The following is a 23,446-nucleotide window of genomic DNA, read 5'->3' on the forward strand; positions in this document are numbered from 1 at the left end:
CTGCAGCGCTCTACAGCGCGGCTTCGGACTCGATCAGCGTCGCCATGGCTTCGCCCAACCGCACGGCGCGCGTGGGCGCCCAGTCGGGCGTGAAGGTCAGCACGTTCTTCGGAAACAGCAGGACGACCGTCGAGCCGAGCAGGAAGCGTCCCATCTCCGCGCCCTTGGCCAGCACGATGTCGCTGCCCTCGTACTCCCAGCTGCGCGGCTCGCGCGTGCGCGGTGGGTTGACGACGCCGTGCCAGACCGTCGCCATGCTGCCGACGATGGTGGCGCCCACCAGGACCATCACCATCGGTCCATGCGCGCACTCGAACTCGCACACCACGCGCTCGTTGCGCGCGAACAGGCCGGGCACGTGGCGCGCCGTCAGCGGGTTCACCGAGAACAGGTCGCCCGGGATGTAGACCATGCGCTTGAGCCGCCCCTCGCAAGGCATGTGGATGCGGTGGTAGTCGCGCGGGGCGAGGTACAGCGTCGCGAAGTGGCCGTCGTCGAAGCTCTGGGCCAGCGCGGCATCGCCACCGACGAGCGCGCGCGTCGAATAACTGTGGCCCTTGGCCTGGAAGATCTGGTCGTTCCGGATGGGGCCGAACTGGCTGATCGCCGCATCCACCGGGCACACGAACGGCGCCGGCGCGATCGCCCGCGCGCCGTCGCGCAAGGCGCGCGTGAAGAAATCGTTGAAGGTCGCGTAGCTCTCGATGCGCGGGTCCGCGGCCTCGGTCATGTCCACCTGATAGTGCGCCACGAACCTGCGGATGATGGCGTGCGTCAAGCTGCCCATCCGGGTGCCGGCGACCCAGCCCGCGAACGCCGTCAGCAACTTCTTGGGCAGCAGGTATTGCTGCGTGATGGCGAGCGGTGGAAACAAGCGAGGTCCTTGGGGCAAAGCGAAAATTCTACGGCCGCCTTGCGGCACGCGCGGGCAGCGCCGGGCTGCGACACAATAGCCGCGCCATGACCGAGCTGCTCCTCGACGTTCGCGAGCTCACCAAGCGCTACGGCGGCACGGCCGTGGTGGACGGGCTCTCGTTCCAGATCGCCGCCGGGGAATGCCTCGGCGTGATCGGCCCGAACGGGGCGGGCAAGACCACGACGCTGCGCATGTGCCTCGGCCTCACCGAGCCGGATGCGGGCACCATCCACGCCCTGGGCCTCGAGATGCCGCGCGATGCGCTGGCCATCAAGGCGCAGCTGGGCGTGGTGAGCCAGTTCGACTCGCTCGACCCCGACTTCAGCTGCGCCGAGAACCTGATGGTGTACGGCCGCTACTTCGGCCTGCCGGCGCAGCGCATCCGCGAACGCATCCCGCAGCTGCTGGAGTTCGCCGCACTGTCGCACAAGGCCGACGCCACGCCCGCCGAACTCTCGGGCGGCATGCGCCGCCGGCTCTCGCTGGCCCGGGCGCTGGTCAACGACCCCCGCCTGCTGATGCTGGACGAGCCGACCACGGGACTCGATCCGCAGGCGCGCCACCTCATGTGGGAGCGGCTGCAGGTGCTGATGCAGCAGGGCAAGTCCATCCTGCTGACCACGCACTTCATGGACGAGGCCGAGCGCCTGTGCGACCGGCTGCTGGTGCTGGACCACGGACGCAAGATCGCCGAAGGCCGGCCGCGCGACCTGATCGCGCAGTACCTGGAGCCCGACGTGGTGGAGGCCTACGGCAACGGCGCGCTGGCGCTCGCGGACTCGCCGCTGAAGGCCCTGGCGGCGCGCACCGAGGTCAGCGGGGAAACCGTCTTCTTCTACACGCAGGACGCGCGGCCGCTGCTGGAGCGGCTGAACAGCGAGCACGGCAAGCTGCGCACCCTGCACAGGCCTTCGAATCTCGAAGACCTGTTCCTGAAACTCACGGGCCGGCAGATCCGGGAAGAAGGATGACCCACCCCCGAAGCGGCCTGCGGCCGCCTCCCCCTCAAGGGGGCGCCCCCAGCGGCCCGGCAAAGCCGGTTCCGCGGCGGCGCGCGAAAGCGACTGGTAGGAATCTCCATGCATCTTGAACGTTCCCCCTGGCGCGCGCCGACGCTCTCGCTGCGCTGGTGGCCCGTGTTCCGGCGCAACCTGCTGGTGTGGCGCAAGCTCGCGCTGCCCAGCCTGATCGGCAACATCGCCGAGCCCCTGATCTGGCTGGTGGCGTTCGGCTACGGCATGGGCGCGCTGGTCGGGCGCGTGCGCATGGAAGGCGGCGAGGTGCCCTACATCCTGTTCCTCGCAAGCGGCTCGATCTGCATGAGCGCGATGAACGCCGCCAGCTTCGAGGCGCTCTACTCCGCCTTCTCGCGCATGCACGTGCAGAAGACCTGGGACGGCATCCTGAACGCACCGGTGAGCCTGGACGACATCGTCATGGCGGAGATGCTGTGGGCCGCCTACAAGGCGATCTTCACGGTCACGGCCATCCTGTTCGTGATGCTGGGGCTGGGCATCTCGCACAGCCCCAAGCTGGTCGTGGCCTGGTTCGTGCTGGCGGGCGCCGGCATCACCTTCTCCTGCATTGCCCTGATCTTCAACGCGCTGGCAAAGGGCTACGATTTCTTCACCTACTACTTCACCCTGTTCCTCACCCCGATGATGTTCCTCTCCGGCGTGTTCTTTCCGCGCGAGCAGTTGCCGGGCGTGGTGCGCACCATCTCCGGCTGGCTGCCGCTGACCAACGCGGTGGAACTGGTGCGGCCAATGTTCATGGACCGCTGGCCGGCGGACCCGCTGCCGCACTTGTTTGCGCTCGCGGCCTATGCCATCGCGGCGTTCTGGGCGGCGCTGGCCCTGACGCGGCGGCGCTTCGCCGGCTAAGACCATGGCAGCGGGCGCGCACATCCCCAAGGAGCTGCTGGCGATGATGGCCCGCGGCGTATCAGTGATCGTGGGCTCGCGCGATGCCCAGCTGCGCCCGAGCATCATGCGCGCGGTCGGCAGCCGCATCGAGTCGGACGGGCAGCAGGTCACCGTGTACCTCGCACGGCGCCAGTCGCGCCAGCTGCTGGAGGACCTCGCCGCGAGCGGGCAGATCGCCGCCGTGTTCAGCGAGCCATCGACGCACCGCAGCGTGCAGCTCAAGGCCTCGCGCGTGGAGATGCGGCCGGCGACGGCCGAAGACGAGCCCGTGCTCGCGGCCTATCTGCGCCCGATGGAAGCCGAGATCGCCAGCGTCGGCTTCCCTGCGCACGTGGCGCGCACGATGCTCGCGCACCAGCTGGAGGACGTGGTGGCCGTGCGCTTCACGCCCGAACAGGCCTTCGAGCAGACGCCGGGCCCGCGCGCCGGAGCCGCACTGGGAGGCCAGGAGTGAACGGGCCCTCGCTGCAGGAGATCCGCGCCTGCTTCGAGGGCGCGATCCCGGCCATGGTCGCCACCTGCGGCGCCGACGGCGTGCCCAACGTCGCCTACATCTCCCAGGTCTTCTACGCCGACGAGGGACACGTCGCGCTGTCCTTCCAGTTCTTCAACAAGACGCGCAAGAACATCCTGGCCAATCCGCGCGCGACCGCGCTGGTGCTGCATCCGGGCACGGTGCAGTTCTTCCGCCTGCACATCCGCTACCTGCGCACCGAGACCGAGGGGCCGCTGTTCGAAGGCATGCGCGCGCAGCTGGCCGGCATCGCCTCGCATACCGGCATGCAGGACGTGTTCCGCCTGCTCGGCTCCGACGTCTATGCGGTGGAGCAGGTTGAGGCGCTGGAGGGCGAGCACCTGCCCGCGGGGCCGCCGCGCGCCAGCCCCCTGGGCGCGGTGCGGCGCGCCAGCGAACGGCTCGCCCGCTGCACCAGCCTGGACGAGGCGCTGAACGCCGTGCTCTCCGGCTTGAGCGACCATCTCGGCGTGCGGCATGGCATGGTGCTGATGCTCGATGCGGCGACCCAGCGGCTCTACACCGTCGCGAGCTGCGGCTATCCCACCTCGGGTGTCGGCTCGGAAATCGGCATGGGCCAGGGCGTGATCGGCATGGCGGCGCGCGAGCGCACGCCGGTGCGCATCGGCCACGTCACGAGCGCAGCGCTGTACACGCAGGCGATGCGCAGCAGCCTCGACGAGAACGTGCCGGACTTCCAGCCCGTCGCCGAGATCCCCTACCCCGGCCTCGCGCAGCCGCACAGCCAGCTGGCCGTGCCCGTGCAGAGCGGCGGCCGCCTGCTGGGCGTGCTGTTCGTCGAGGGCACGCAGGACCTGCAGTTCAGCTACGAAGACGAAGACGCGTTGGTCGCCATCGCCGGCCAGCTCGGCGCCACCATCGAGCTGCTGCAAGCCGCGACGGAGACGGGCGAAGCCACGGACGGCGCGCCCGCTCCCGTGCCCGTTGAGGCCGCCGCCCGCCTGGCGCCCCTGCCCGTGCGTCACTACCGCGCGAACGACAGCATCTTCTTCGGCGAGACCTACGTGATCAAGGGCGTGGCCGGCGCGATCCTCTGGAAGCTGCTGCGCGACCACCAGCAGCTCGGTCGCACGGACTTCACGAACCGCGAGCTGCGGCTGGACGCCTCGCTGAAGCTGCCCGACATCACCGACAACCTCGAGGCCCGCCTGCTCCTGCTGCAACGGCGCCTGGCCGAACAGGGCGACGCCGTGCGCATGGAGAAGACCGGACGTGGCCGCTTCCGGCTGGTGGTGCGGCGCGCGGTCGAGCTCGTCGAGTGCTGACGCCTGCGCGTCACCACGCGGGCTCGGCGGGCAGTTCCAGCGCCTGCGCGAGCTTGTCCCATTCACGCGCCGAGAGGTGCGGCCGCACCAGGTCCAGCACGGCCGCGAAAGCGGGCGGCGGCGCCTTCGCGCGCAAGTCGGCCAGCATCAGGGCGCGCTCCGGCGCGTTCATGAAGGGCACCATCCAGCGCGCCGCCTGCATCATCTCGTCGGGCGGCATCGAGCCGACCAGCGCGTCGTGCACCGCGGCGAGCTCCGCGTCGGTGTAGCGCGCCCACAGCACGGCGTTGTGCGCCGTCTCTTCCACGTGCATGTGCTGGAAGTTGCCGGCAATGAACAGCGCGAGCTCGCAGTACAGGGTCTGCGCCGCGGCCGAGCGACCCGCTGCGGGCGCCAGCTGCAATTGCGCCACATGGCGCGAGAGCTCGGCGATGTGCTCCTCGTGCTCCTCGTGCTCGTGGGCGATGCGTTCGCTGCCGCCGGGGGCGCGCGCCTCGATGGCCGGATGGACGTAGGCGTTCTCGTGGCTCAGGTGCGAGCCGCAGAAGCCGAGCAGCTGCAGCACACGCTCCGTCACCTGCGTGACTTCGGCCTCGTCGCCCGGATCCATGCGGCCGAGCGCCAGCAAGGTGTCGGCCATCATCGCGCGCAGGGCCTTGTGGATGCCCGAATACAGGTCGAAGCGCAGCGCCTCGGCCGCCGCCACCTGTTCCAGTTCCTTGGATGTGATCTTCATCGTCTTCTTTCGCTGGGAAAAACGGCGGGGATTCGCCGCGGAAAGAAGCTTAGGAACGCGTCGCGCGGCGCGTTCTGAAGAATCGCTTAAGAAAACCCTCAGCAAACCTTAAGCGGCCATTCCCTCGCGCTGCACCTCGAGTGCCTCCTGCGCCCGGCCGGCGTCTTCCTTGACCAGGTCCGCCGCCTTCTCGGCGATCATGATCACCGGCGCGTTGGTGTTGCCGCCGACGATGCGCGGCATGATGGATGCGTCCACCACGCGCAGCCCGGCGATGCCGTGCACGCGCAATCGCGCATCCACCACGTCCAGCGCGCCGCTGCCCATGCGGCAGGTGCCCACCGGGTGGTAGATGGTGTCGGCGTTGTTGCGGATGAAGGCCTCGATGGACGCCTCGTCGCGCGCGGCGGCCGAGTTCGGCAGTTCGCGCCCGCGCAGGCCGGCCAGCGCCGGTTGCTCCAGGATCGTGCGCATCACCTGGAAGCCGCGCACAAGGCGGCGCACGTCGTCCGGGTCGGCGAGGAAGTTGGGATCGATGCGCGGCGCCGCCAGCGGGTCGGCGCTGCGCAGGCGCACGCTGCCGCGGCTGCGCGGGCGCAGCAGGCACACGTGGCAGGAGTAGCCGTGTCCGAGCACGGTCTTGCGGCCGTGGTCGACCAGCTTGCCCACCACGAAGTGCAGCTGCAGGTCGGGGATGGCTTCGTCCGGCGTGCTGCGGATGAACCCGCCCGCTTCCGCGAAGTTGGTGGTGAGCATGCCGCTGCGATGCCTGCGCCACTCGACGATGCCTCGCACGACCCTGGCCAGCGCGGTGAGCGAGAGGCCGAACAGGTCCTTCAGGTGCGGCGCGTCCACCACCTGGATCACGTCGGGGTGGTCGTGCAGGTGGGCGCCGACGCCGGGCAGGTCGTGCACGACGGGGATGCCGAGCTCGCGCAGGTGCGCCGCCGGACCGATGCCGGAGAGCATCAGCAATTGCGGCGACAGCAGCGCGCCGCCGCAGACCAGCACCTCCCGCTGCGCCCGGATCTCGCGCGCAACCCCATCCTGCAGGTAGGCGACGCCCACCGCGCGCCGGCCCTCCAGCAGGATGCGGGTGGCCTGCGCCCCGGTGATCACCTGCAGGTTGGGCCGGTGCCGGTTCGGCGCGAGATAGGCCTTCGCCGCGCTGAAGCGCTCGCCGTTGCGATGCGTGACCTGGTAGAGACCCACGCCTTCCTGCGTGGGCCCGTTGAAGTCGCGATTCTCCGGATAGCCGGCCTGGCGCGCTGCCTCCACGAAGACGGAGGCAAAGCGGTTGGGACTGCGCAAGTCCATCACGTTCAACGGACCATCGGCGCCGTGGAACGCGTCCGCGCCTCGCTCGTTGTGCTCGGACTTGCGGAAGTAGGGCAGCACCTCGGCAAAGGACCAGCCCGGGTTGCCTTCGGCCGCCCAGCCGTCGTAGTCGCTGGCGTGGCCGCGTGCGTAGATCATCGCGTTGACCGAACTCGATCCGCCCAGCACCTTGCCGCGGGGCTGGTAGCCGCGCCGCCCGTTCAGGCCGGGCTGCGGCTCGGTCGCGAACTTCCAGTTCGCGTTACCCGTCTTGGCAAGGAGCGCGAGCCCGGCAGGGCAATGGATCAGCACGCTGGTGTCGGGCGGGCCCGCCTCGAGCAGCGCGACCTGCACGCCCGGGTCCTCGCTCAGGCGCGCCGCCAGCACGCAACCGGCGGAACCGCCGCCGACCACCACATAGTCCACCGTCCGGGTTCCGCTCATGTTTTCTCCTCGTGTCCGCGCTGCGGCGCGGCCGGCTGGCCAGGCGCCCCGATGGACTGCTTTAATGCGGCCCATGGACCACACCGCACCGCCCGCCGAAGGAACCATCACCACCGAACGCCGCGGCGCCCTGCTGCTGGTGGGCATCGACCGGCCCGCCAAGCGCAACGGCTTCACGCCGCGCATGTTCCGCGAACTGGCCGAAGCGTACACCTTGCTGGACGACGATCCGCAGCTGCGCGTCGGCGTGCTGTTCGCCCATGGCGACCATTTCACGGCCGGCCTCGACCTGCCGACGATCGCGCCGGCGATGCAGAAGGGCGAGAAGCTGTGGCCGCAGGATGCGGTGGAGCCCCTGAACCTGGGCTCGCCCGGCTACCGGCGCCGCACGAAACCCATGGTTGTCGCCGTGCAGGGAATCACCTTCACGCTCGGCATCGAGCTGATGCTGGCCGCCGACATCGTGGTCGCGGCGGACGACTGCCGCTTCTCGCAACTGGAGGTCAAGCGCGGGATCATGGCCACAGGCGGTGCGACGCTGCGCATGGCCGAACGCGCGGGACTGGGCAACGCGTTGCTGCATCTGCTGACGGGCGACGAGTTCGGCGCCGCCGAGGCCCTGCGCCTGAACTTCGTGCAGAAGGTCGTGCCGCGCGGCCAGCAGCTGGAGGAAGCGATCCGCATCGCCGAGACCATCGCGGCGCAGGCGCCGCTGGCGGTGGTCGCCACGCGCCTGAATGCGCTGAAGGCGGTGGAGCGCGGCCCATTGGAGGCGACGGCGGAGTTCGTCGCCGTGCAGCAGCGGCTCGCGCGCAGCGAGGACGCCGCCGAAGGCGTGCGCTCCTTCGTCGAGAAGCGCGCAGCCCATTTCAGCGGGCGCTGATACCCCGGTCCGCGGCAGGGCCGGCGGCATTCAATTGCGCACAATTGAATTGGAGGCTACATTTCTTCCCATGCGAGCGACGAAGATCCCTGCCGACCAGGCCCTGCTGCTGGACAACCAGGTCTGCTTCGCCCTGTATTCGGCGTCGCTCGCGATGACCAAGCTGTACAAGCCGCTGCTCGACGAACTGGGGCTGACTTATCCGCAGTACCTCGTCATGCTGGTGCTCTGGGAAAGCGACGGCCTCACGGTGTCCGAGCTGGGGCAGCGCCTCTCCCTCGATTCGGGCACCCTCACGCCCCTGCTCAAGCGCCTAGAGGCCGCCGGCCTGGTGAACCGCCTGCGCGCGGTGCAGGACGAGCGCCGCGTCCACATCCACCTCACCGCTGCCGGTCGCAAGCTGAAGGCGCGCGCGGCCAAGGTGCCGGGCTGCGTGCTCGCGGCCAGCCAGTGTTCCCTTTCCGAGCTGCTGCAGCTCACCACCCAGATCCGCAAGCTGCGCGAGCGGCTGGCGGCCTGATCCCCTCGTTCACCCCTAGCAACCAAGGAAGCTCCATGCCCACCTCCCTCGACAAAGTCCTCTACACCGCCAAGACTCACGCCGTGGGCGGCCGCGAAGGCACGGCCCGCTCCGACGACGGCCGCGTCGAAGTCAAGCTGTCGTCCCCCGGCGGTCCCGGCCAGGGCACCAACCCCGAGCAGCTGTTCGGCATCGGCTACTCCGCCTGCTTCCTCGGTGCGATGAAGGCAGTCGCGCCCAAGGTCGGCGTCAGCGTGCCGGCCGACACGGCGGTCGATGCGGAAGTGGACCTCGGCCCGACCTCGCTCGGCTACGGCATCGCCGTGCGCCTGAAGATCACCGTGCCTGGCCTCGAACGCGCCAAGGCGGAACAACTGGTGGCCGAAGCGCACAAGGTCTGCCCCTACTCCAACGCCACCCGCAACAACATCGCGGTGGACATCACGGTCCAGTAAGCACATGCGGCGACAATGCCGCATGCAGACCGACGCCCGTCATCCCTACGAGACCCTCACGCCGGACGTCGTCCTCGACGCGCTGGCGTCGGTTGGCCTCTACGGCGACGGGCGTTTGCTTGGCCTGAGCTCCTACGAGAACCGCGTGTACCAGGTGCACCTGGACGACCCGGTCGAGGGCACGGCGGTCGTGGTGGCGAAGTTCTACCGGCCGGACCGCTGGAGCGACGCACAGATCCTGGAGGAGCACGCCTTCTCGCGGGAGCTGGAAGCAGCCGAAGTGCCGGCAGTGGGCCCGCTGCTGCTGGACGGCCGCAGCTTGCACCATCACGCCGGGTTCGCGTTCAGCGTCTCGCCGCGCCGGGGCGGCCGCGCGCCGGAGCTCGACAACGGCGAAGTGCTGGAGTGGATCGGCCGCTATCTCGCGCGCCTGCACATCGTCGGCGCAGCCAAGCCCTTTGCCGTGCGTCCCGCGCTGGATGTGGCGAGCTTTGGCGAAGAGCCGCGCGACTGGCTGCTCGCGCACGACGGCATCCCGCTGGACGTGCAGGGCGACTGGCAGCGCGCCTGCGAACAGGCCTTGCGCCAGATCCGTTCCGCCTTTGCCGACGCGCAGGCCGCGGGCGTGCGCCACCTGCGCCTGCACGGCGACTGCCATCCCGGCAACATCCTGTGGACGCCGGACGCCGGTCCGCACTTCGTGGACCTCGACGACGCGCGCACCGGCCCCGCCGTGCAGGACTTGTGGATGCTGCTCTCGGGCGATCGCACGCAGCGGCAGCGCCAGCTGGGCGGCCTGCTCGACGGCTATGAACAGATGCGCGAGTTCGATCGCGAGGAACTGGCGCTCATCGAGCCGCTGCGCACGCTGCGGCTGATCCATTACAGCGCCTGGCTGGCGCGGCGCTGGGACGACCCGGCCTTTCCCATCGCCTTCCCGTGGTTCGGCAGCTCCGACTACTGGCGCGGCCAGGTGCAGATGCTGGAAGAGCAGATGGAAGCGATGGAGGAGCCGCCCCTGGTCGCATGAGCCCGCCGGGCCGCCCCAGGGGCGAATACCGCAGTGCGCAGCACGAAGGTACTCCAGTCACGACGGGGCGGCTGGCGGCGATCAGCCGCGCAGCGGGTTCTCGATGACCCCGATGCCGCCGATCTCGATCTTCACCACGTCGCCGGACTTCAGGTACTTCGGCGGCTTGTAGCCGATGCCCACGCCGGCGGGCGTGCCCGTGGCGATCAGGTCGCCGGGGTACAGCGTGATGCCGGCGGAGATGCACTCGATCAGCGTCGGGATGTCGAAGATGAAATCCTTGGTGTTGGCGTCCTGCCGCAGCTCGCCGTTCACCCAGCACTTCACGTCCGTGTTCTGGCCGTCCATTTCGTCGGCCGAGACGAGCCACGGTCCCATCGGGCAGAAGGTGTCGAAGGACTTGCCCAGCAGCCACTGCGAGTGCCGGCCCTGCCAGTCGCGCGCGGTCACGTCGTTGATGATCGTGTAGCCCCACACGTGCTTCATGGCGTCGGCCTTGCGGATGCCCTTGCCGCCCTGGCCGATCACGATGGTGAGTTCCGCTTCGTAGTCGATCGCGGTGGACACCTCGGGCGAGAACAGGATGGGATCGCTCGGCCCCGTCACCGACTCCGGCACCTTCGAGAAGATGATCGGCGCGGCCGGGATGTCGCCGCCGGACTTCGCGCTGGAGTCGAAGCCGCTGCCGGCGAACTCCTTCGCGTGCGCGTGGTAGTTCTTGCCCACGCAGAAGATGTTGCGGCGGGGACGCGGGATGGGCGCCAGCAGTTGCACCTGCTGCAGCGACACGGGCTGGCCCGTGGGCGGCAGCGCGCGGCCGGCGGCCTGCGCCTCCACGAGGGGCAGCGCGCCCAGGGCGGCCTGCTCGGCGGAGACCTGGAAGGGTTCGACCTGGCGGCCGTCGGCGGACACCCGGCCGACACCGGGGTGGCCCTGGTAAAGATACGCGGCAATCTTCATAGTACAAACTCTCTCTCGCGGACTTCCTGCCGCAGATAGCATGCTAACAAAACACCTCCAGGAGTTTTCCCGATGATGCGCCGACTTTTCGTGGCCGCGGGCCTTCTTGCCGCGGCCGGCCTTGCCGTTGCGCAGGCGGCCTACCCCAGCAAGACCATCACCATGGTCGTGCCGTTCCCGCCCGGCGGCCTCGCCGACACGGTGGGCCGTCCCGTCGCCGACGCGATGAGCCGCAACCTCGGCCAGCCGGTGGTGGCGGAGAACAAGGGCGGCGCCGGCGGCGGCATCGGCATGGCCTACGTCGCCAAGGCCCCGCCCGACGGCTACACCATCCTGATGGCGCTCTCCTCGTACAGCGTCCTGCCCGACGCCGACGCACTGCTGGGCCGCCAGCCGATGTATTCGTACGCATCCTTGCGCCCCGTCGCGCGCTTCACCGCCGACCCCACCGTGCTGGCCGTGCGCGCCGACGCGCCGTGGAAGACCGTGAAGGACTTCGTCGAAGACGCGCGCAAGCGTCCCGGCGCCATCAACTTCGGCTCTTCGGGCAACTACGGGACCATGCACGTTCCGATGGAAATCCTCAAGCAGGTCGCCGACGTGCGCATGACCCACATCCCCTACACCGGCGCCGGCCCGGCGGTGGTGGCACTGCTGGGCGGCCAGGTCGATGCGGTCGCCACCGGACCCGCGACCGTGCTGCAACTGGTCAAGGCCGGCAAGGTGCGCGTGCTCGCCCACTGGGGCACGACGCGGCTGGAGACGCTGCCGGACGTGCCGTCGCTCAAGCAGTCCGGCTATGACGCCGAGTACGCCCAATGGTCGGGCCTGTTCGTGCCGGCCGGCACGCCCGACGCCGTCGTGCAGCGCCTGCGCACCGCCGCACGCGCGGCCGCCAACGACCCGAAGGTGAAGGAGGCCATCCTGGCGGCCGGCAGCCCGGTGCTCTACATGGACGCGCCGGAGTTCGAGACCTACGTGAAGAACGACGTCCAGCGCATGCACGGCGTCGTGCAGAAGATCGGCAAGGTCCAGTAACCGGGAGACTCTCCATGAAGCGTTCACACGTCCTGCGCTGCCTCGCTGCCTGCGCCTGTGCCGCCGGCCTGTTGCAGGCCCTGCCCGCGGCGGCCCAGAGCTGGCCCACGCGGCCGGTGCGGATCATCGTGCCCTTCGCGGCCGGCGGTCCGGCGGACGTGTTCGCCCGCTACATCGCGCAGCGCCTGCAGGAGCCGCTCGGCCAGCCCTTCGTGGTGGAGGACCGGCCGGGCGCCGGCGCCGTCATCGGCACCGACCTGGTCGCCAAGTCGCCGGCCGACGGGTACACGCTGCTGCTGATGTCGAACACGCACACGGTCAACGAGACGCTGCTGTCCAACAAGCCCTACGACCTCGAGCGTGACTTCGTGGCGATCGCGCCGATCAACTACTCGGACCTGGTGCTGGTGGCCAAGCCCGCACTGCCGGCGAACAACGTGCGCGAGCTGATCCAGCTGGCGAAGCAGCATCCGGGCCAGCTGAACTACGCCTCCTCGGGGACGGGCACGCCGTACCACATGGCAGGCGAGCTGTTCAAGAGCATGTCGGACACCAAGATCGTCCACATCCCGTACAAGGGCAGCTCCGGCGCCCGCACCGACGTGCTGGGCGGCCAGGTCGACCTGATGTTCGACGCGGTCACCACCATGGCGGAGAGCGTGAAGGCCGGCAAGGTGAAGGCCATCGCCACCACCGGCAAGAAGCGCTCCACGGTGCTGCCCGACGTGCCCACCGTCGACGAGTCCGGCGTGCCCGGCTACGAAGCGACGATCTGGCTGGGACTGCTGGCGCCCAAGGGCACGCCGCCCGCCATCGTGAACCGGCTGAACGAGGCGATCAGCAAGATCGTGAGCCAGCCCGACGTGCAGCAGGCGTGGGCCAAGCAGGGCGCCGTCGCGATGGTGATGAACCCGCAGGCGTTCGACAAGTACGTGCGCGAGGACGTGCAGAAGTGGGCCAAGGTGATCCACACCGCCCACATCAAGGCCGACTGATGCCCAAGACACTGAACATCCTCAGCGGCGGTGCCGCGCAGGGCCTGGTGAGTCGCCTGCAGGCCGCCTTCGAGCAGCAGCACGACTGCAGGCTGCAAGGCAGCTTCGGCGCCGTCGGCGCCATGCGCGACAAGCTGCTGGGCGGCGCGCCCTGCGACCTGCTGATCCTCACCCAGGCCCTCGTCGACGAGCTCGGGCGACAAGGCCGTGCCGATGCAGCCAGCGCGCGACCGCTGGGACGGGTCAAGACCGGCGTCGCGCTCAAACAGCAGCACGCCCCGGTGTCCGTGCAGACGCCGCAGCAGTTGCAGGCGCTGCTCGCCGCCGCGCCGGAAATCTATTTCCCCGATCCGGCGAAGGCCACGGCGGGCATCCATTTCATGAAGGTGCTGCAGGCCCTCGGCCTGGCGCAGGACACCTCGCGCCACCGCACCTATCCGAATGGCGCCGCGGCGATGGCCGCACTCGCGCAGTCGACGCAGGCCGAGGCCGTCGGCTGCACGCAGGTCACGGAGATCCTCAATACCCCGGGTGTGCAGGTCACCGGCGTGCTGCCGGCGCCGCACGAGCTCGTCACGACCTACACGGCCGTCGTGGCCTCCGGTGCGCAGGAGCCCGAGCTCGCCGCCGCGCTGATCGCGACGCTGACCTCCGCCGACGCGGCCGACCTGCGCGCGCGCTGCGGCTTCGACTGAAGCCAGGGCCGCGCAGGCGCGCGGCCCCGGCACGCGCTCAGGCCAGCAGCGCGTTCACGCGCTTCACGTAGGCCGCCGGGTCCTCCGGCATGCCGCCCTCGGCGAGCAGCGCCTGGTCGAACAGGATCTGCGCCAGGTCGTGGAAGTGCGGCGAGCCATCGAGCTTGCGCACCAGCGGGTGGGAGGCGTTCACTTCGAGCACTGGCTTCACGTCGGGCGCCTTCTGGCCGGCCTGCTTCAACAGCCGCGCCAGCTGCAGGCTCATGCCGCCTTCGGTGACCACGAGACAGGCCGGTGAATCGACCAGCCGCGTCGTGACGCGCACGTCCTGCGCCTTGTCCTTGAGCGCCTCCTTCAGCTTGGCGAGCACCGGCTTGAAGGACTCGGCAGCTTCCTCCGCGGCCTTCTTCTCGGACTCGTCCTGCAGCTTGCCCAGGTCCACCTGGCCCTTGGCCACCGACTGCAGCGGCGTGCCTTCGAACTCCTGCAGGAAGGACAGCGCCCATTCGTCCACGCGGTCCGTCATGTACAGCACTTCGATGCCCTTCTTGCGGAAGATCTCCAGCTGCGGGCTGTGGGCGGCAGCGGCCTGCGTGTCGCCGGTGATGTAGTAGATGGCGTCCTGCCCCTCCTTCATGCGCGCCTTGTAGTCGGCCAGCGACACGCTGGCGGCATCGCTCTGCGTGGAGGCGAAGCGCAGCAGCTTGGCGATGCGCTCGCGGTTGCCCGCGTCCTCGCCCAGGCCTTCCTTCAGCACCGCGCCGAACTCGGCCCAGAACTTCGCGAACTTGACCTTGTCCTCCGCGCTCGCGCCCTCTTCCTGCTCGGACTTCGCGAGGTCCTCGATCATGGACAGCACGCGGCGCGTGTTGCCTTCGCGGATCGCCTTCACGTCGCGGCTTTCCTGCAGCAGCTCGCGGCTGACGTTCAGCGGCAGGTCGGCCGAATCGATCACGCCCTTCACGAAGCGCAGGTAGGACGGCAGCAGCGCCTCGGCCTCGTCCATGATGAACACGCGCTTGACGTACAGCTTCACGCCTGCGGCCTTCTCGCGGTTCCACAGGTCGAAGGGCGCGTGCGCGGGGATGAACAGCAACTGCGTGTACTCGGTGCTGCCCTCGACGCGGTTGTGCGTCCAGGCGAGCGGGTCCTCGTAGTCGTGGCTGATCGACTTGTAGAACTCCTTGTACTGCTCCGGCGTGATGTCCTTCTTGGGCCGCGACCACAGCGCGGTGGCCTGGTTGACGGTCTCCCATTCGTCCGACAGCACGTGCTCGCCGGGCTTGCCGTCCTCGCCCTCCTTCCACTCCTCCTTGCGCATCAGGATCGGGAGCTGGATGTGGTCGGAGTACTTCGAGATGATGGACTTCAACTTCCAGGTGGAGAGGTAATCGAGGGCGTCGTCGCGCAGGTGCAGCGTCACGGACGTGCCGCGCTGCGGCCGCGTGATCGTCTCCACCTCGAAGTCGCCGGCGCCGCCGCTCACCCAGCGCACGCCCTCTTCGGGCGGCAGGCCGGCACGGCGGGATTCGACCGTGATGCGGTCCGCGACGATGAAACCGGAATAGAAGCCCACCCCGAACTGGCCGATCAGCTGCGCGTCGGCCTTCTGGTCACCGGACAGGCGCGACATGAATTCGCGCGTGCCGCTCTTGGCAATGGTGCCCAGGTTGTCGATGGCCTCCTGCGCCGACAGGCCGATGCCGTTGTCGGCGATGGTCAGCGTGCGTGCCTCCTTGTCGAAGCTCACGCGCACCTCCAGGTTGGGCGCGTCCTCGTAGAGCTCGGGATGATGCAGGGCCTCGAAGCGCAGCTTGTCGCAGGCGTCCGAGGCGTTGGAGATCAGCTCCCGCAGGAAGATCTCCTTGTTGGAATACAGCGAGTGGGTGACGAGGTGCAGCAGCTGTGCCACCTCGGCCTGGAAAGAGAGGGTTTGTTTCTGGCTCATGGCGTGTTGTCCGGATGCAGCGTTCTCGAGCTAGGGCCGCCCGTGAACTTTTCAAGGAAGGCGATGCTACTGCACGCTCCTCGTGAAGTTTTTGACGTTTCCCGCAGAGTTGCAGCGGCCGCCCCGCTTCGAAGGGCGCAACCGCTGGTTACAGTGGCACTCCATGAGGATCGAGCTTCCAATCCCGTCCTGGGCCGACACCGTGCAGCGCGCCGAAGAAGACGCGCATACGCTGACCATCCCGGTCCCTTCCACCAGCGGGTGGATGCCGCTCGCCAGCGAGGACCCTGCAGGCAACGGCCCGTGGCACGCCGAGATCGGCACGGAAGAACAGCGGGTGCTCACGCTGACCCTCTGAGGGTTCCGGCGCTCCAGAAGGAAAAGGGCTGCTTGCGCAGCCCTTCTTGCTTTCCGTGGCCCGTAGGGCGCCCTGTCCTGCGCGCGCCCCTCAGTGCGTGGGTCGGGCACCGACCGGCGCCGTGTCGGCGCTCGGCGGCGGCGGCAGCTCATTGGCCAACCCCGGCCGCGCCCGCGGCGGCCGCGTCGCCAGGTGCTCCAGCAGCAGCGGCACCACGAAGTCCTGGTTGCCCGGCCGCGAGAACGTGTGGTCGGCCTGGGGCACGTACACCATGCGGAAGTTCGGGTGCGCGCGCATGCGGCTGCCGCTGGGGCCGAAGTGGAACTCCATGTAGTCGCGAGCGTCGTCGGCATCCGAGACGACCATCAGCACGTCGGTGCCGCGGCGGCACAGCCGCTTCATCTTGCCGTGCAGGCTTTCCGCGCGCGCGCTGGCGCCCGGCACAAGGCGCCGCAGCCGCGCCTTCGCCAGTGCGAGAAAGCGGCCCCCGACCAGCCGCACGTCGAGCTGCCCGCGCAGGAGGCGCAGCCAGGTTTCGGGCCGCAGCAGCGCGCGCCGGTACCAGTCGGTGGACTTGGCGTATTGCTGCATCGAGTCCTGCCAGGCGTCGTCCGCGTGGCCCGGGGTCCACTCCAGCAGGCGCGAGTTCATCAGCACCACGCCGTGTACGCGCGGGTCGGCCAGCGCCGACTGGAAGGACAGGTAGGAACCCGAGCAGATGCCCATGAGGATGAACTCGCGGCAGCCCCGCGCGGCCAAGGCGTCGATCGCAGCGCGCACGTCGGCCACCGAGTCCGCGTCATAGAGATTGGCCCAGGGCTTGCCGGGCTGCGGCGCGCTGTCTCCGATGCCGCCGACGTCCAGCCGCAGCACGCGGTAGCCCGCGGCGACCATCGCGCGCGCCGCCGTCACGTAGAACCGGTGCGGTCCCACGCGGTGGTTGCCGCCGACGTTGAGCAAGACGATGCCGATGTCGGACCGGCGCGCATCGGCCGGCGCCGCCGCCGGCTCCGCGAACATCCCGCACAGGCTGCGATCGGGCCCGAGCAGCCAGGTTTCCTCGCGCACCGCGCCCATCAGCCTCGCAGGGCGCACCGCATCGGGCACTGCCGCATCGCGCGGCAATCGCCGCGCCGCCGCCGGCAGCTCACGCAACCAGGCCTGCAGGCTCGCGAGCGTGGCGGAATCGAGCGCGCCGGTTCGCGGCTCCCCCACCATGGCGGCGTAACCCGGCCAGTGCTCGATGCGCACGTTGCAACCCACCTGCCGCAGTGCGCGCGGCAACGGCCCTTCGGCGGGAAGGTCGTCGCGGGTGACGACCAGCGCGACGGGCGCGGGCCGTGCCGCGGGCCGCGTCGCATCGAGTGACTCCAGGTCCTGCAGCGTCTCGGCCGTGTACGCATGGCCGAACGCCAGCAGCTCGCCGTTGCCCACTTCGCTGCCGCTGGCGCGCAGTTCGCGCGTCCAGGCCTTGCCGGTCGCGCAGGGCGCCCACAGCACCAGTCCGTCCACGCCACCCAGGCGCGCGGCAGCCGTGACGGCAAGCGTGCCACCCAGGCGCAGCCCGAACAGCGCGACCCCGGCAGCGCCGCTGCGCTGGCGGGCCTGCTGCACGGCGGCTTCGATGCTCGCGAGCCAGCCCGCAAGCTGCCCCGGGTCGCGCTCGTCCCCTGCGGAATCGCCCGTCCCGCGGTAGTCGAAGCGCAGGACGGGGAAGCCCGCGCCGGCCAGCGAGCGGGCGAGCTGCACGTAGGTCGGATAGCTGCAGATCGCCTCGTAGCCTGCCGGGGGACACAGCACGACGGCGAGCCCTCGGGCCGGCGCGGCGGGCGGGTGGTACCAGCCGACGCACCAGCCGCCCGCGGCGTCGAACACGATCGGCTGCGCAGCGGGCGCGGGCGCGGGCGCGGGTGCGGGTGCGGGCGCGGGTGCGGGTGCGGGCGCGATGGCGGCCTTGGTTGCGGTTGCGGTTGCGGTTGCGGTTGCGGTTGCGGTTGCGGTCATCGTGCGCCCTCCAGCATGGCATCGCCCAGTGCATTCGTCGCGAGAACCCGTCCTGCCAGCGGCGCGCCGGGCCGGTGCCGGTGCAGGTCCAGCTCGCGCTGGCCGCCGGGAGGCAGGTGGAAATGCGAGTCCTGTGCAGTCCAGCCAGGCACTTCCACCTGCACGTCCACGGCGATATCGCGCGCGCTGACCACGACCCGGGCGACATCGCCCCCGACGCGCAGCACTTGTCCCGTCAATCCGATCTCCGGTCGCGGCCGGGCCAGCAATGCGGCCAGCCCGGCGGGGAAGCTCACCGCTTCCGCGAGCGATCGTCCGTCCGGCGTGCACAACGTGCCAAAGAGCGCATCGCACGGCGCCGGACCGAAGCGGTACGCATGATTGAGGTCGATGAACTGGCCCAGCACGTCGACACAGGAGAGCGTGAGCCCGCCGCGTGCCGGCACTTCGACCTCCTGCTCGCCCTGCGCGATGCGAACGGCGGGGTCGCGCCACGCCTGGATCTGCAGCCGCGCGCGCACGGGGGACGCGCCATCGTTGACGACGTGCACGGCAACGCCGTTGCCGCCTTCGTCGGTGAACGAGAGGGCCAGCGGTTGCCAGGCGCGCCGCAGCGCATGCCAGCCGGACTTGGGCAATCCCTGGTCGTCCAGCACGCCCCAGCCCGCGCCGGCCCACAGGTCACGCAGGAACAGGAGCAGCGCGCCGCCACAGGCAGAACCCGGCCGGCGCCACTCGCCGAACGCGGCCTCCATGGCCTGCGCGACGGCGAGCCGCCCCAGAGCCAGGTAGCGCTCGTGGTCGGAGTGGCGCAGCCGCGCGGGATCGACTGCGAAGAGACGCTGCACATAGTGGTCGCGCACGTCGTCGAAGTCCCAGCCCGCGCCCAGGTCGCGCGGCGAGCGCTGCTTCCACGCCGGGTGGTGCGCGCGCGTCGCCAGTCCGCCGGGCAGGCGCGACAAGGTGTCCGGCGAGGGCACGCCCGCGAACGCCAGGCATTCGGTGGCGAAGCGCAGCCCGCTGTGCCGCGCGTCCTCCAGCGGCCGCTCGTAGGCGCCCACGCCGTAATAGGAAGTGGTGCCGCAACTGGCGATATGCGGAAAGGCGCCGCCGTGTGCGCTGGACGGCCAGTAAGGCACCTGCGGCGCCTGCGCCGCGCACAGTTCGCGCAGGTCGACGTGGAAGAAGCGCGGCTGCCAGAGCTCGCGCGGAGCGCCCCACATCGCGGCCTGCTGCTCCACCTCGCTGTTGCCGCACAGGACGGCCAGGCAGGGATGGCTGCCAAGCCGCCGCAGCTGCTCGCGCGCCTCCGCCAGCGCATCCGCTGCGAACGCCTCGTCCTGCAGCGGGTAGTCCATGCTCGCGAACATGAAGTCCTGCCACACCAGCAGGCCGATCTCGTCGCAGGCCGCGTAGAACGCATCCTCTTCGTACACCGTGGTGCCGGCCAGCCGCAGCATGTTGAGGCCGCCGTCGCGGGTCTGCGTGAGCGCCGCGTGCAGGGCCTCGGGCGTGGCGCGCAGGCTCACGGGATCGAGCGGCGTCCATCCGGCACCGCGGCAGAACACGAGTTCCCCGTTCACGCGCACGGCGAAGCCGTCGTTCCCTGTATCGATCTCGATGCGGCGAAAGCCCGTGCGCCCCAGGGCGACACGGCGCAAGCGGCCGCTGCGTTCCTGCCATGCGAGCGCGACGTCGTAGAGCGCCGGCTCGCCATGCGTGTGCGGCCACCACAGCGCTGGCGCGTCGATCACGAGCTCCGCGGTCCAGGAACCGTCGCGCGCGATGGCGACCGCCGTGCGCCATTCGCGGCCCTCGCGCGCCACCACCAGCTCGGCCGATTCGATGTCCCCGCAGGATGCGCGGGGCGCCTCGACGTCGAGGCGCACGCGGCCCTGGCGATCGTGCAGCGTGGCTTGCAGGCGCGACGTGGGCGCATCGCGCTCCTCGGCCAGCCACACGTCACGCCACGGACCCACCGGCGGCGCCGGCGGCGACCAGCCGGGTGTGCGACCGAGCAAGGTCGTGCGCAGCCATCGCAGTTGCTGGTTGGGCAGCATGGGGGTGCGCCAGCGCGGACGTGGCCGGCGCAGCGCGAGCTCGGGGGCGAGCGCGGCGCAGTGGATCCGCAATTCAGCGGGCCCGTCGTGCCAGCGGCCTGCGAGCGGCACGCGATGCGAGCGGTACATGTTCCGACTCGCGAACAGGGGCTCGCCATCCAGCGTGACGGTCGCGAGGGTGGCCAGTCCATCGAACACCAGCAGGGGCGCCTGCAGGTGCTCCGGGCGGGCGATGCGTGCCGAGAACCACCAGTCCGATGCATCGAAGTCCAGCGCCGGCCCGTCCAGCGACCAACGCCCGGCATCGCGCAAGGCGGCGGCAGCGGTTTGCGCGCGAGCGCTGGCGATCCACTCGGAGGAGCCCTCCCCCGGCGCGGGTGCACCCGGCTCCGTGCGCGCGACGCGCCAGGCCGTCACTTGCATGCGCTCGGCGCCGGGTGCCACGCGAGTCCTCAGGCGGCGCCGAGCTCGCCGAGCGCGTGTTCGATGGAGTGGATGGTCCGGAACACATTGCGATTGAGCATGTGGTCCGGGAACTCCACATCGAACTCGCCCTCGAGCGCGAGCATCACGTTGACGCTCGCGTGGGAAGTCATCCCCGATTGGTACAGGTCCGCATCAGGCGACAGCTGGTCGGCATCGACACCAAGCCGGCCGTGGTCGCGGAGGACGCGGCGGATGGAGGTTTCGGCATGTTGCAGTGTTGTCATGACGTGAATTCTTCGTCACGACCGCTGTGCTACGTGTCAGACAGGACCGCAACCACAGCAGCAGCGTAATCGCCGTCATGGCTCAAGCAGACGAGCAGGCGGGTGCCTCCTCGTGACGCCAGCGCGGTCGCAGCCTTGCCGTGCAGTGCCATGGAACAGCTGCCGTCTTCCTGCCGGGCAACTTCGATCTCGCGCCAGTCCACCCCGGTATTGCCGAGCGAAAGCGCCTTGATGGTGGCCTCCTTGGCCGCGAAGCGTGCGGCCAGCCGCTCCGCGCGCAGGCCCGGCGCACTGCGCGCGTACGCGGCTTCTGCCGGCGTGAACAGGCGATCCTCGAAGCGTTCGCCGAAGTTGCTCAGCGACTCTTCCATGCGAGGGATGTGCACGACGTCGAGCCCCAACGCAAGAACGTTTCCACCCGATCCGGCCAGTCCGGCCGAAACCGCGCTGATGAGCTTGTCTGTGTGCAATTTACCCTCGGTTCACCCCACGGCAACTTACCGCAGTGCTATGGTTCCGCGACAAGTTTACGGTCCTGGAGGCACATGCAAGACATGAATTCCTCGCCTGCAACAGGCTTTGCGCAGCTCCTCGCTGCCGTGCGAAAGGTCACCCAGGACGTCGCCGCCGCGCACGCCGACGACGTCGACGCGAAGGCGCGCTTTCCCATCGAAACGCTGGCCGGCCTGCGCGAGTACGGCGTGCTGTCCGCTGCTGTGCCACGCGAGCTCGGCGGTGCGGGCTGCAACCTGCAGGAGCTCTCGCAGTTGTGCGCCACGCTCGCGCAATCGTGCGGGTCCAGCGCCATGGTGCTGGCCATGCACTACATCCAGCTGGCCTGCATCGCGCGCCACGGGATGGACAGCGAATGGTGGCGCACCTACCTGCGCGACCTGGTGCGACGACAGGACCTGCTGGCGTCCATGACCTCGGAAGTTGGTACGTTCGGTGACACACGGTCCAGCGTCTGTGCTGTACGGCGCAGCGACGGCCGCTTCCGGCTCGACAAGGACGCCACCACGGGCTCGTACTGCGCCCATGCGGACGCCATTCTCGTCACCTGCCGGCGCGACGAGGACGCCGCACGCAGCGACCAATTGCTCGTGCTGGTGAAGCGCGAGGACGCGAAACTCACCCAGACCTCCACCTGGGACACCATGGGCATGCGGGGCACCTGCAGCCCGGGATTCAAGCTCGAGTCCGCCGGCGACGAGGCGCAGATCCTGCCGGCACCCTTCGCCGACATCTCGGCGCAGACCATGGTGCCCTACTCGCACGTGCTGTGGTCGTCGCTGTGGTGGGGCATCGCCGCTGGCGCGCTGAACAAGGCCGCCAACTTCGTGCGCGGACAGGCGCGCCAGAACCCGGGCACGACGCCACCTGCGGCCACGCGGCTGGCCGAGGCCTCGGTGCAATTGCACGGCATCAAGCAGAACTGGCTTGCGGCCGCGCGCGACTTCGATGCGCTGGGCGACAGCCCCGCCGCGCGCGAGGAGCTGCTGGGCATGGGCTGGGCGCTGCGCCTGAACGAGCTGAAGATCGCCTGCTCCGAAGCGTCGCCGGAGATCGTGCAGCGCGCGCTCAAGATCGTCGGCATCCTGGGCTACAAGAACGACAGCCCCTTCGCGCTCGGCCGCCCCTTGCGCGACGCGCTGTCGGGGGCGCTGATGATTTCCAACGACCGCATCGCGGCGAAGAACGCCTCGATGCTGCTGGTGCACAAGGAGATCGCTTGATGGACGCACGCACTTACGACGTCGACGGCTTCACCGAGGCGCTGGTGGAACACGGGCTGATGGTGCCCACGGGGATCCGCGGGGCGTGGGGACGGGGCCCGGTGTTCGAGGACATCCTGCGCCGCTTCGACGACCTCGTCACGCGCACGGCCGCACCGGACCGTGCGCAGGAGCTGATGTTCCCGCCGATCCTGGCGCGCGCCATGATCGAGAAGCTCGGCTACATGGACAACTTCCCGCAGCTGGCGGGCTCCGTGCACAGCTTCATGGGAACCGACAAGCAGGCGCTGGAGCTGTCGGCGAAGGTCCATGCCGGCGAGCGCTGGGAGGACATGCTCGCGCCCACCGACGTGATGCTCACGCCGGCGGCGTGCTATCCCGTGTATCCCACCTTCCAGGGGCTGCTGCCCGAGGGCGGCAAGCTCGTCACCGTGATGAACTGGGTGTTCCGCCACGAGCCGTCCGACGAGCCGACGCGCCTGCAGCACTTCCGCATGCGCGAGTACATCCGGGTGGGCCGGCCCGACGAGGTCGTGCAGTGGCGCGATGCCTGGCTGCAACGGGGGCTGGCGCTGCTCGAAGGGCTGGGGCTGCCGGTGCAGAGCGACGTGGCTTCCGATCCGTTCTTCGGCCGCGCCGGCAGGATGATGGCCGCCGGCCAGGTCGAACAGAAACTGAAGTTCGAGATCCTGTGCCCCGTGATCTCGCGCGAGAAGCCCACGGCGATCTGTTCGTTCAACTGGCACCAGGACCACTTCAGCTCGGTCTTCCGCATCCGCAGCGCCGACGGCGGCACGGCCCACACGGCCTGCCTCGGCTTCGGGCTCGAGCGCGTCACCCTGGCGCTGATCAAGCAGCACGGCTACGACCCCGCCGACTGGCCGCAGGCGGTGCGTTCGCAGCTCTGGCAGTGAGG

General features: G+C 69.7%; 23 protein-coding genes. 14 read left to right on the forward strand and 9 right to left on the reverse strand.

Translation table 11 applies throughout. From position 1 onward, the window contains the following. Positions 1–10: 10 nt before the first annotated feature. Complete coding sequence (asd, locus tag JJB11_RS04020; RefSeq protein WP_201964584.1) at positions 11–874, reverse strand: archaetidylserine decarboxylase; 864 nt, start codon at positions 872–874, stop codon at positions 11–13. Between the two features lie 86 nt (positions 875–960). Here asd and JJB11_RS04025 point away from each other — a divergent pair, with 86 nt between their 5' ends. From JJB11_RS04025 to JJB11_RS04040, 4 genes are all read left to right on the forward strand, one after another. Then, the gene (locus JJB11_RS04025) at positions 961–1,887 is read left to right on the forward strand and encodes an ATP-binding cassette domain-containing protein (protein ID WP_201166597.1); all 927 of its coding nucleotides are present in this window, start codon (positions 961–963) and stop codon (positions 1,885–1,887) included. Positions 1,888–1,995: 108 nt separating this feature from the next. Next, positions 1,996–2,799 (forward strand): ABC transporter permease, encoded by an 804-nt coding sequence (locus JJB11_RS04030; RefSeq protein ID WP_201166598.1) that lies wholly within the window; start codon positions 1,996–1,998, stop codon positions 2,797–2,799. A 4-nt stretch (positions 2,800–2,803) separates the two neighbouring features. Beyond that, entirely contained in the window at positions 2,804–3,295 is a 492-nt protein-coding gene (locus JJB11_RS04035) for a hypothetical protein (RefSeq protein WP_201166599.1), read from the forward strand. Next, the gene (locus JJB11_RS04040) at positions 3,292–4,641 is read left to right on the forward strand and encodes a GAF domain-containing protein (RefSeq protein ID WP_201166600.1); all 1,350 of its coding nucleotides are present in this window, start codon (positions 3,292–3,294) and stop codon (positions 4,639–4,641) included. The genes JJB11_RS04035 and JJB11_RS04040 overlap by 4 nt, the downstream gene beginning before the upstream one ends. 10 nt (positions 4,642–4,651) lie before the next feature. Here JJB11_RS04040 and JJB11_RS04045 read toward each other — a convergent pair whose 3' ends face one another. Next, entirely contained in the window at positions 4,652–5,377 is a 726-nt protein-coding gene (locus tag JJB11_RS04045; protein WP_201166601.1) for a hemerythrin domain-containing protein, read from the reverse strand. A 108-nt stretch (positions 5,378–5,485) separates the two neighbouring features. After that, complete coding sequence (locus JJB11_RS04050; protein ID WP_201166602.1) at positions 5,486–7,138, reverse strand: GMC family oxidoreductase; 1,653 nt, start codon at positions 7,136–7,138, stop codon at positions 5,486–5,488. A 73-nt stretch (positions 7,139–7,211) separates the two neighbouring features. Here JJB11_RS04050 and JJB11_RS04055 point away from each other — a divergent pair, with 73 nt between their 5' ends. The 4 genes from JJB11_RS04055 (at position 7,212) to JJB11_RS04070 (ending at position 10,026) form a co-directional block, all read left to right on the forward strand. Then, entirely contained in the window at positions 7,212–8,021 is an 810-nt protein-coding gene (locus tag JJB11_RS04055; protein WP_201166603.1) for a crotonase/enoyl-CoA hydratase family protein, read from the forward strand. 70 nt (positions 8,022–8,091) lie between these two features. Further along, the gene (locus tag JJB11_RS04060; protein ID WP_201166604.1) at positions 8,092–8,541 is read left to right on the forward strand and encodes a MarR family winged helix-turn-helix transcriptional regulator; all 450 of its coding nucleotides are present in this window, start codon (positions 8,092–8,094) and stop codon (positions 8,539–8,541) included. A gap of 35 nt (positions 8,542–8,576) precedes the next feature. After that, the gene (locus JJB11_RS04065) at positions 8,577–8,996 is read left to right on the forward strand and encodes an organic hydroperoxide resistance protein (protein WP_201166605.1); all 420 of its coding nucleotides are present in this window, start codon (positions 8,577–8,579) and stop codon (positions 8,994–8,996) included. Between the two features lie 22 nt (positions 8,997–9,018). Further along, positions 9,019–10,026, forward strand: a complete 1,008-nt coding sequence (locus JJB11_RS04070) for a serine/threonine protein kinase (protein ID WP_201166606.1) — start codon at positions 9,019–9,021, stop codon at positions 10,024–10,026. An 81-nt stretch (positions 10,027–10,107) separates the two neighbouring features. Here the strand turns inward: JJB11_RS04070 and JJB11_RS04075 are convergent, their stop codons facing one another. After that, positions 10,108–10,986, reverse strand: a complete 879-nt coding sequence (locus tag JJB11_RS04075; RefSeq protein WP_201166607.1) for a fumarylacetoacetate hydrolase family protein — start codon at positions 10,984–10,986, stop codon at positions 10,108–10,110. Between the two features lie 75 nt (positions 10,987–11,061). Here JJB11_RS04075 and JJB11_RS04080 point away from each other — a divergent pair, with 75 nt between their 5' ends. The 3 genes from JJB11_RS04080 to JJB11_RS04090 are packed head-to-tail and all read left to right on the forward strand — an operon-like array spanning position 11,062 to position 13,714. After that, positions 11,062–12,024 carry a tripartite tricarboxylate transporter substrate binding protein gene (locus JJB11_RS04080; protein WP_377371926.1) on the forward strand — a complete coding sequence of 321 codons (963 nt, stop codon included), beginning with the start codon at positions 11,062–11,064 and terminating at the stop codon, positions 12,022–12,024. Positions 12,025–12,038: 14 nt separating this feature from the next. Further along, on the forward strand, positions 12,039–13,019 hold the full coding sequence (locus JJB11_RS04085; RefSeq protein WP_201166609.1) for a tripartite tricarboxylate transporter substrate binding protein: 981 nt from the start codon (positions 12,039–12,041) through the stop codon (positions 13,017–13,019). Beyond that, a complete protein-coding gene (locus tag JJB11_RS04090; protein ID WP_201166610.1) occupies positions 13,019–13,714 on the forward strand; it encodes a molybdate ABC transporter substrate-binding protein in 696 nt (231 codons plus the stop codon). Before JJB11_RS04085 ends, JJB11_RS04090 begins: the two co-directional genes overlap by 1 nt. Positions 13,715–13,751: 37 nt before the next feature. Here the strand turns inward: JJB11_RS04090 and htpG are convergent, their stop codons facing one another. Further along, positions 13,752–15,662 carry a molecular chaperone HtpG gene (htpG, locus tag JJB11_RS04095; RefSeq protein WP_201166611.1) on the reverse strand — a complete coding sequence of 637 codons (1,911 nt, stop codon included), beginning with the start codon at positions 15,660–15,662 and terminating at the stop codon, positions 13,752–13,754. Positions 15,663–15,825: 163 nt separating this feature from the next. Here htpG and JJB11_RS04100 point away from each other — a divergent pair, with 163 nt between their 5' ends. Then, on the forward strand, positions 15,826–16,020 hold the full coding sequence (locus tag JJB11_RS04100) for a hypothetical protein (RefSeq protein ID WP_201166612.1): 195 nt from the start codon (positions 15,826–15,828) through the stop codon (positions 16,018–16,020). 90 nt (positions 16,021–16,110) lie between these two features. On the opposite strand, the gene JJB11_RS04105 is transcribed toward JJB11_RS04100, so the two are convergent. The 4 genes from JJB11_RS04105 to acpS are packed head-to-tail and all read right to left on the reverse strand — an operon-like array spanning position 16,111 to position 21,264. Next, positions 16,111–18,024 carry an alpha/beta fold hydrolase gene (locus JJB11_RS04105; protein ID WP_201166613.1) on the reverse strand — a complete coding sequence of 638 codons (1,914 nt, stop codon included), beginning with the start codon at positions 18,022–18,024 and terminating at the stop codon, positions 16,111–16,113. Beyond that, entirely contained in the window at positions 18,021–20,528 is a 2,508-nt protein-coding gene (locus tag JJB11_RS04110) for a glycosyl hydrolase 2 galactose-binding domain-containing protein (protein ID WP_207189883.1), read from the reverse strand. The genes JJB11_RS04105 and JJB11_RS04110 overlap by 4 nt, the downstream gene beginning before the upstream one ends. Before the next feature lie 8 nt (positions 20,529–20,536). Continuing rightward, entirely contained in the window at positions 20,537–20,794 is a 258-nt protein-coding gene (locus JJB11_RS04115; protein WP_201166615.1) for an acyl carrier protein, read from the reverse strand. Between the two features lie 29 nt (positions 20,795–20,823). After that, a complete protein-coding gene (gene acpS, locus JJB11_RS04120) occupies positions 20,824–21,264 on the reverse strand; it encodes a holo-ACP synthase (protein WP_201166616.1) in 441 nt (146 codons plus the stop codon). A gap of 84 nt (positions 21,265–21,348) precedes the next feature. Here acpS and JJB11_RS04125 point away from each other — a divergent pair, with 84 nt between their 5' ends. Both JJB11_RS04125 and JJB11_RS04130 read left to right on the forward strand, forming a co-directional pair. Continuing rightward, on the forward strand, positions 21,349–22,530 hold the full coding sequence (locus JJB11_RS04125; RefSeq protein ID WP_242528854.1) for an acyl-CoA dehydrogenase family protein: 1,182 nt from the start codon (positions 21,349–21,351) through the stop codon (positions 22,528–22,530). Continuing rightward, complete coding sequence (locus tag JJB11_RS04130) at positions 22,530–23,444, forward strand: amino acid--[acyl-carrier-protein] ligase (RefSeq protein WP_201166618.1); 915 nt, start codon at positions 22,530–22,532, stop codon at positions 23,442–23,444. The genes JJB11_RS04125 and JJB11_RS04130 overlap by 1 nt, the downstream gene beginning before the upstream one ends. The last annotated feature ends 2 nt before the right edge of the window (positions 23,445–23,446 follow it).

The sequence above is a fragment of the Ramlibacter ginsenosidimutans genome (assembly GCF_016654015.1).
In the GTDB taxonomy this organism is placed as follows: Bacteria; Pseudomonadota; Gammaproteobacteria; order Burkholderiales; family Burkholderiaceae_C; genus Ramlibacter; species Ramlibacter ginsenosidimutans.

Bases quoted from the DNA above. Each gene is read 5' to 3' on its own strand.
- JJB11_RS04125 (WP_242528854.1), top strand. From the start codon at position 21,349: ATGAATTCCTCGCCTGCAACAGGCTTTGCGCAGCTCCTCGCTGCCGTG.
- JJB11_RS04055 (WP_201166603.1), top strand. From the start codon at position 7,212: ATGGACCACACCGCACCGCCCGCCGAAGGAACCATCACCACCGAACGC.
- JJB11_RS04105 (WP_201166613.1), bottom strand. From the start codon at position 18,024: ATGACCGCAACCGCAACCGCAACCGCAACCGCAACCGCAACCGCAACC.
- JJB11_RS04065 (WP_201166605.1), top strand. From the start codon at position 8,577: ATGCCCACCTCCCTCGACAAAGTCCTCTACACCGCCAAGACTCACGCC.
- JJB11_RS04100 (WP_201166612.1), top strand. From the start codon at position 15,826: ATGAGGATCGAGCTTCCAATCCCGTCCTGGGCCGACACCGTGCAGCGC.
- JJB11_RS04075 (WP_201166607.1), bottom strand. From the start codon at position 10,986: ATGAAGATTGCCGCGTATCTTTACCAGGGCCACCCCGGTGTCGGCCGG.
- JJB11_RS04030 (WP_201166598.1), top strand. From the start codon at position 1,996: ATGCATCTTGAACGTTCCCCCTGGCGCGCGCCGACGCTCTCGCTGCGC.
- JJB11_RS04090 (WP_201166610.1), top strand. From the start codon at position 13,019: ATGCCCAAGACACTGAACATCCTCAGCGGCGGTGCCGCGCAGGGCCTG.
- JJB11_RS04050 (WP_201166602.1), bottom strand. From the start codon at position 7,138: ATGAGCGGAACCCGGACGGTGGACTATGTGGTGGTCGGCGGCGGTTCC.
- JJB11_RS04130 (WP_201166618.1), top strand. From the start codon at position 22,530: ATGGACGCACGCACTTACGACGTCGACGGCTTCACCGAGGCGCTGGTG.
- JJB11_RS04115 (WP_201166615.1), bottom strand. From the start codon at position 20,794: ATGACAACACTGCAACATGCCGAAACCTCCATCCGCCGCGTCCTCCGC.
- JJB11_RS04025 (WP_201166597.1), top strand. From the start codon at position 961: ATGACCGAGCTGCTCCTCGACGTTCGCGAGCTCACCAAGCGCTACGGC.
- JJB11_RS04070 (WP_201166606.1), top strand. From the start codon at position 9,019: ATGCAGACCGACGCCCGTCATCCCTACGAGACCCTCACGCCGGACGTC.
- JJB11_RS04060 (WP_201166604.1), top strand. From the start codon at position 8,092: ATGCGAGCGACGAAGATCCCTGCCGACCAGGCCCTGCTGCTGGACAAC.
- JJB11_RS04080 (WP_377371926.1), top strand. From the start codon at position 11,062: ATGCGCCGACTTTTCGTGGCCGCGGGCCTTCTTGCCGCGGCCGGCCTT.
- JJB11_RS04035 (WP_201166599.1), top strand. From the start codon at position 2,804: ATGGCAGCGGGCGCGCACATCCCCAAGGAGCTGCTGGCGATGATGGCC.
- htpG (WP_201166611.1), bottom strand. From the start codon at position 15,662: ATGAGCCAGAAACAAACCCTCTCTTTCCAGGCCGAGGTGGCACAGCTG.
- JJB11_RS04045 (WP_201166601.1), bottom strand. From the start codon at position 5,377: ATGAAGATCACATCCAAGGAACTGGAACAGGTGGCGGCGGCCGAGGCG.
- JJB11_RS04085 (WP_201166609.1), top strand. From the start codon at position 12,039: ATGAAGCGTTCACACGTCCTGCGCTGCCTCGCTGCCTGCGCCTGTGCC.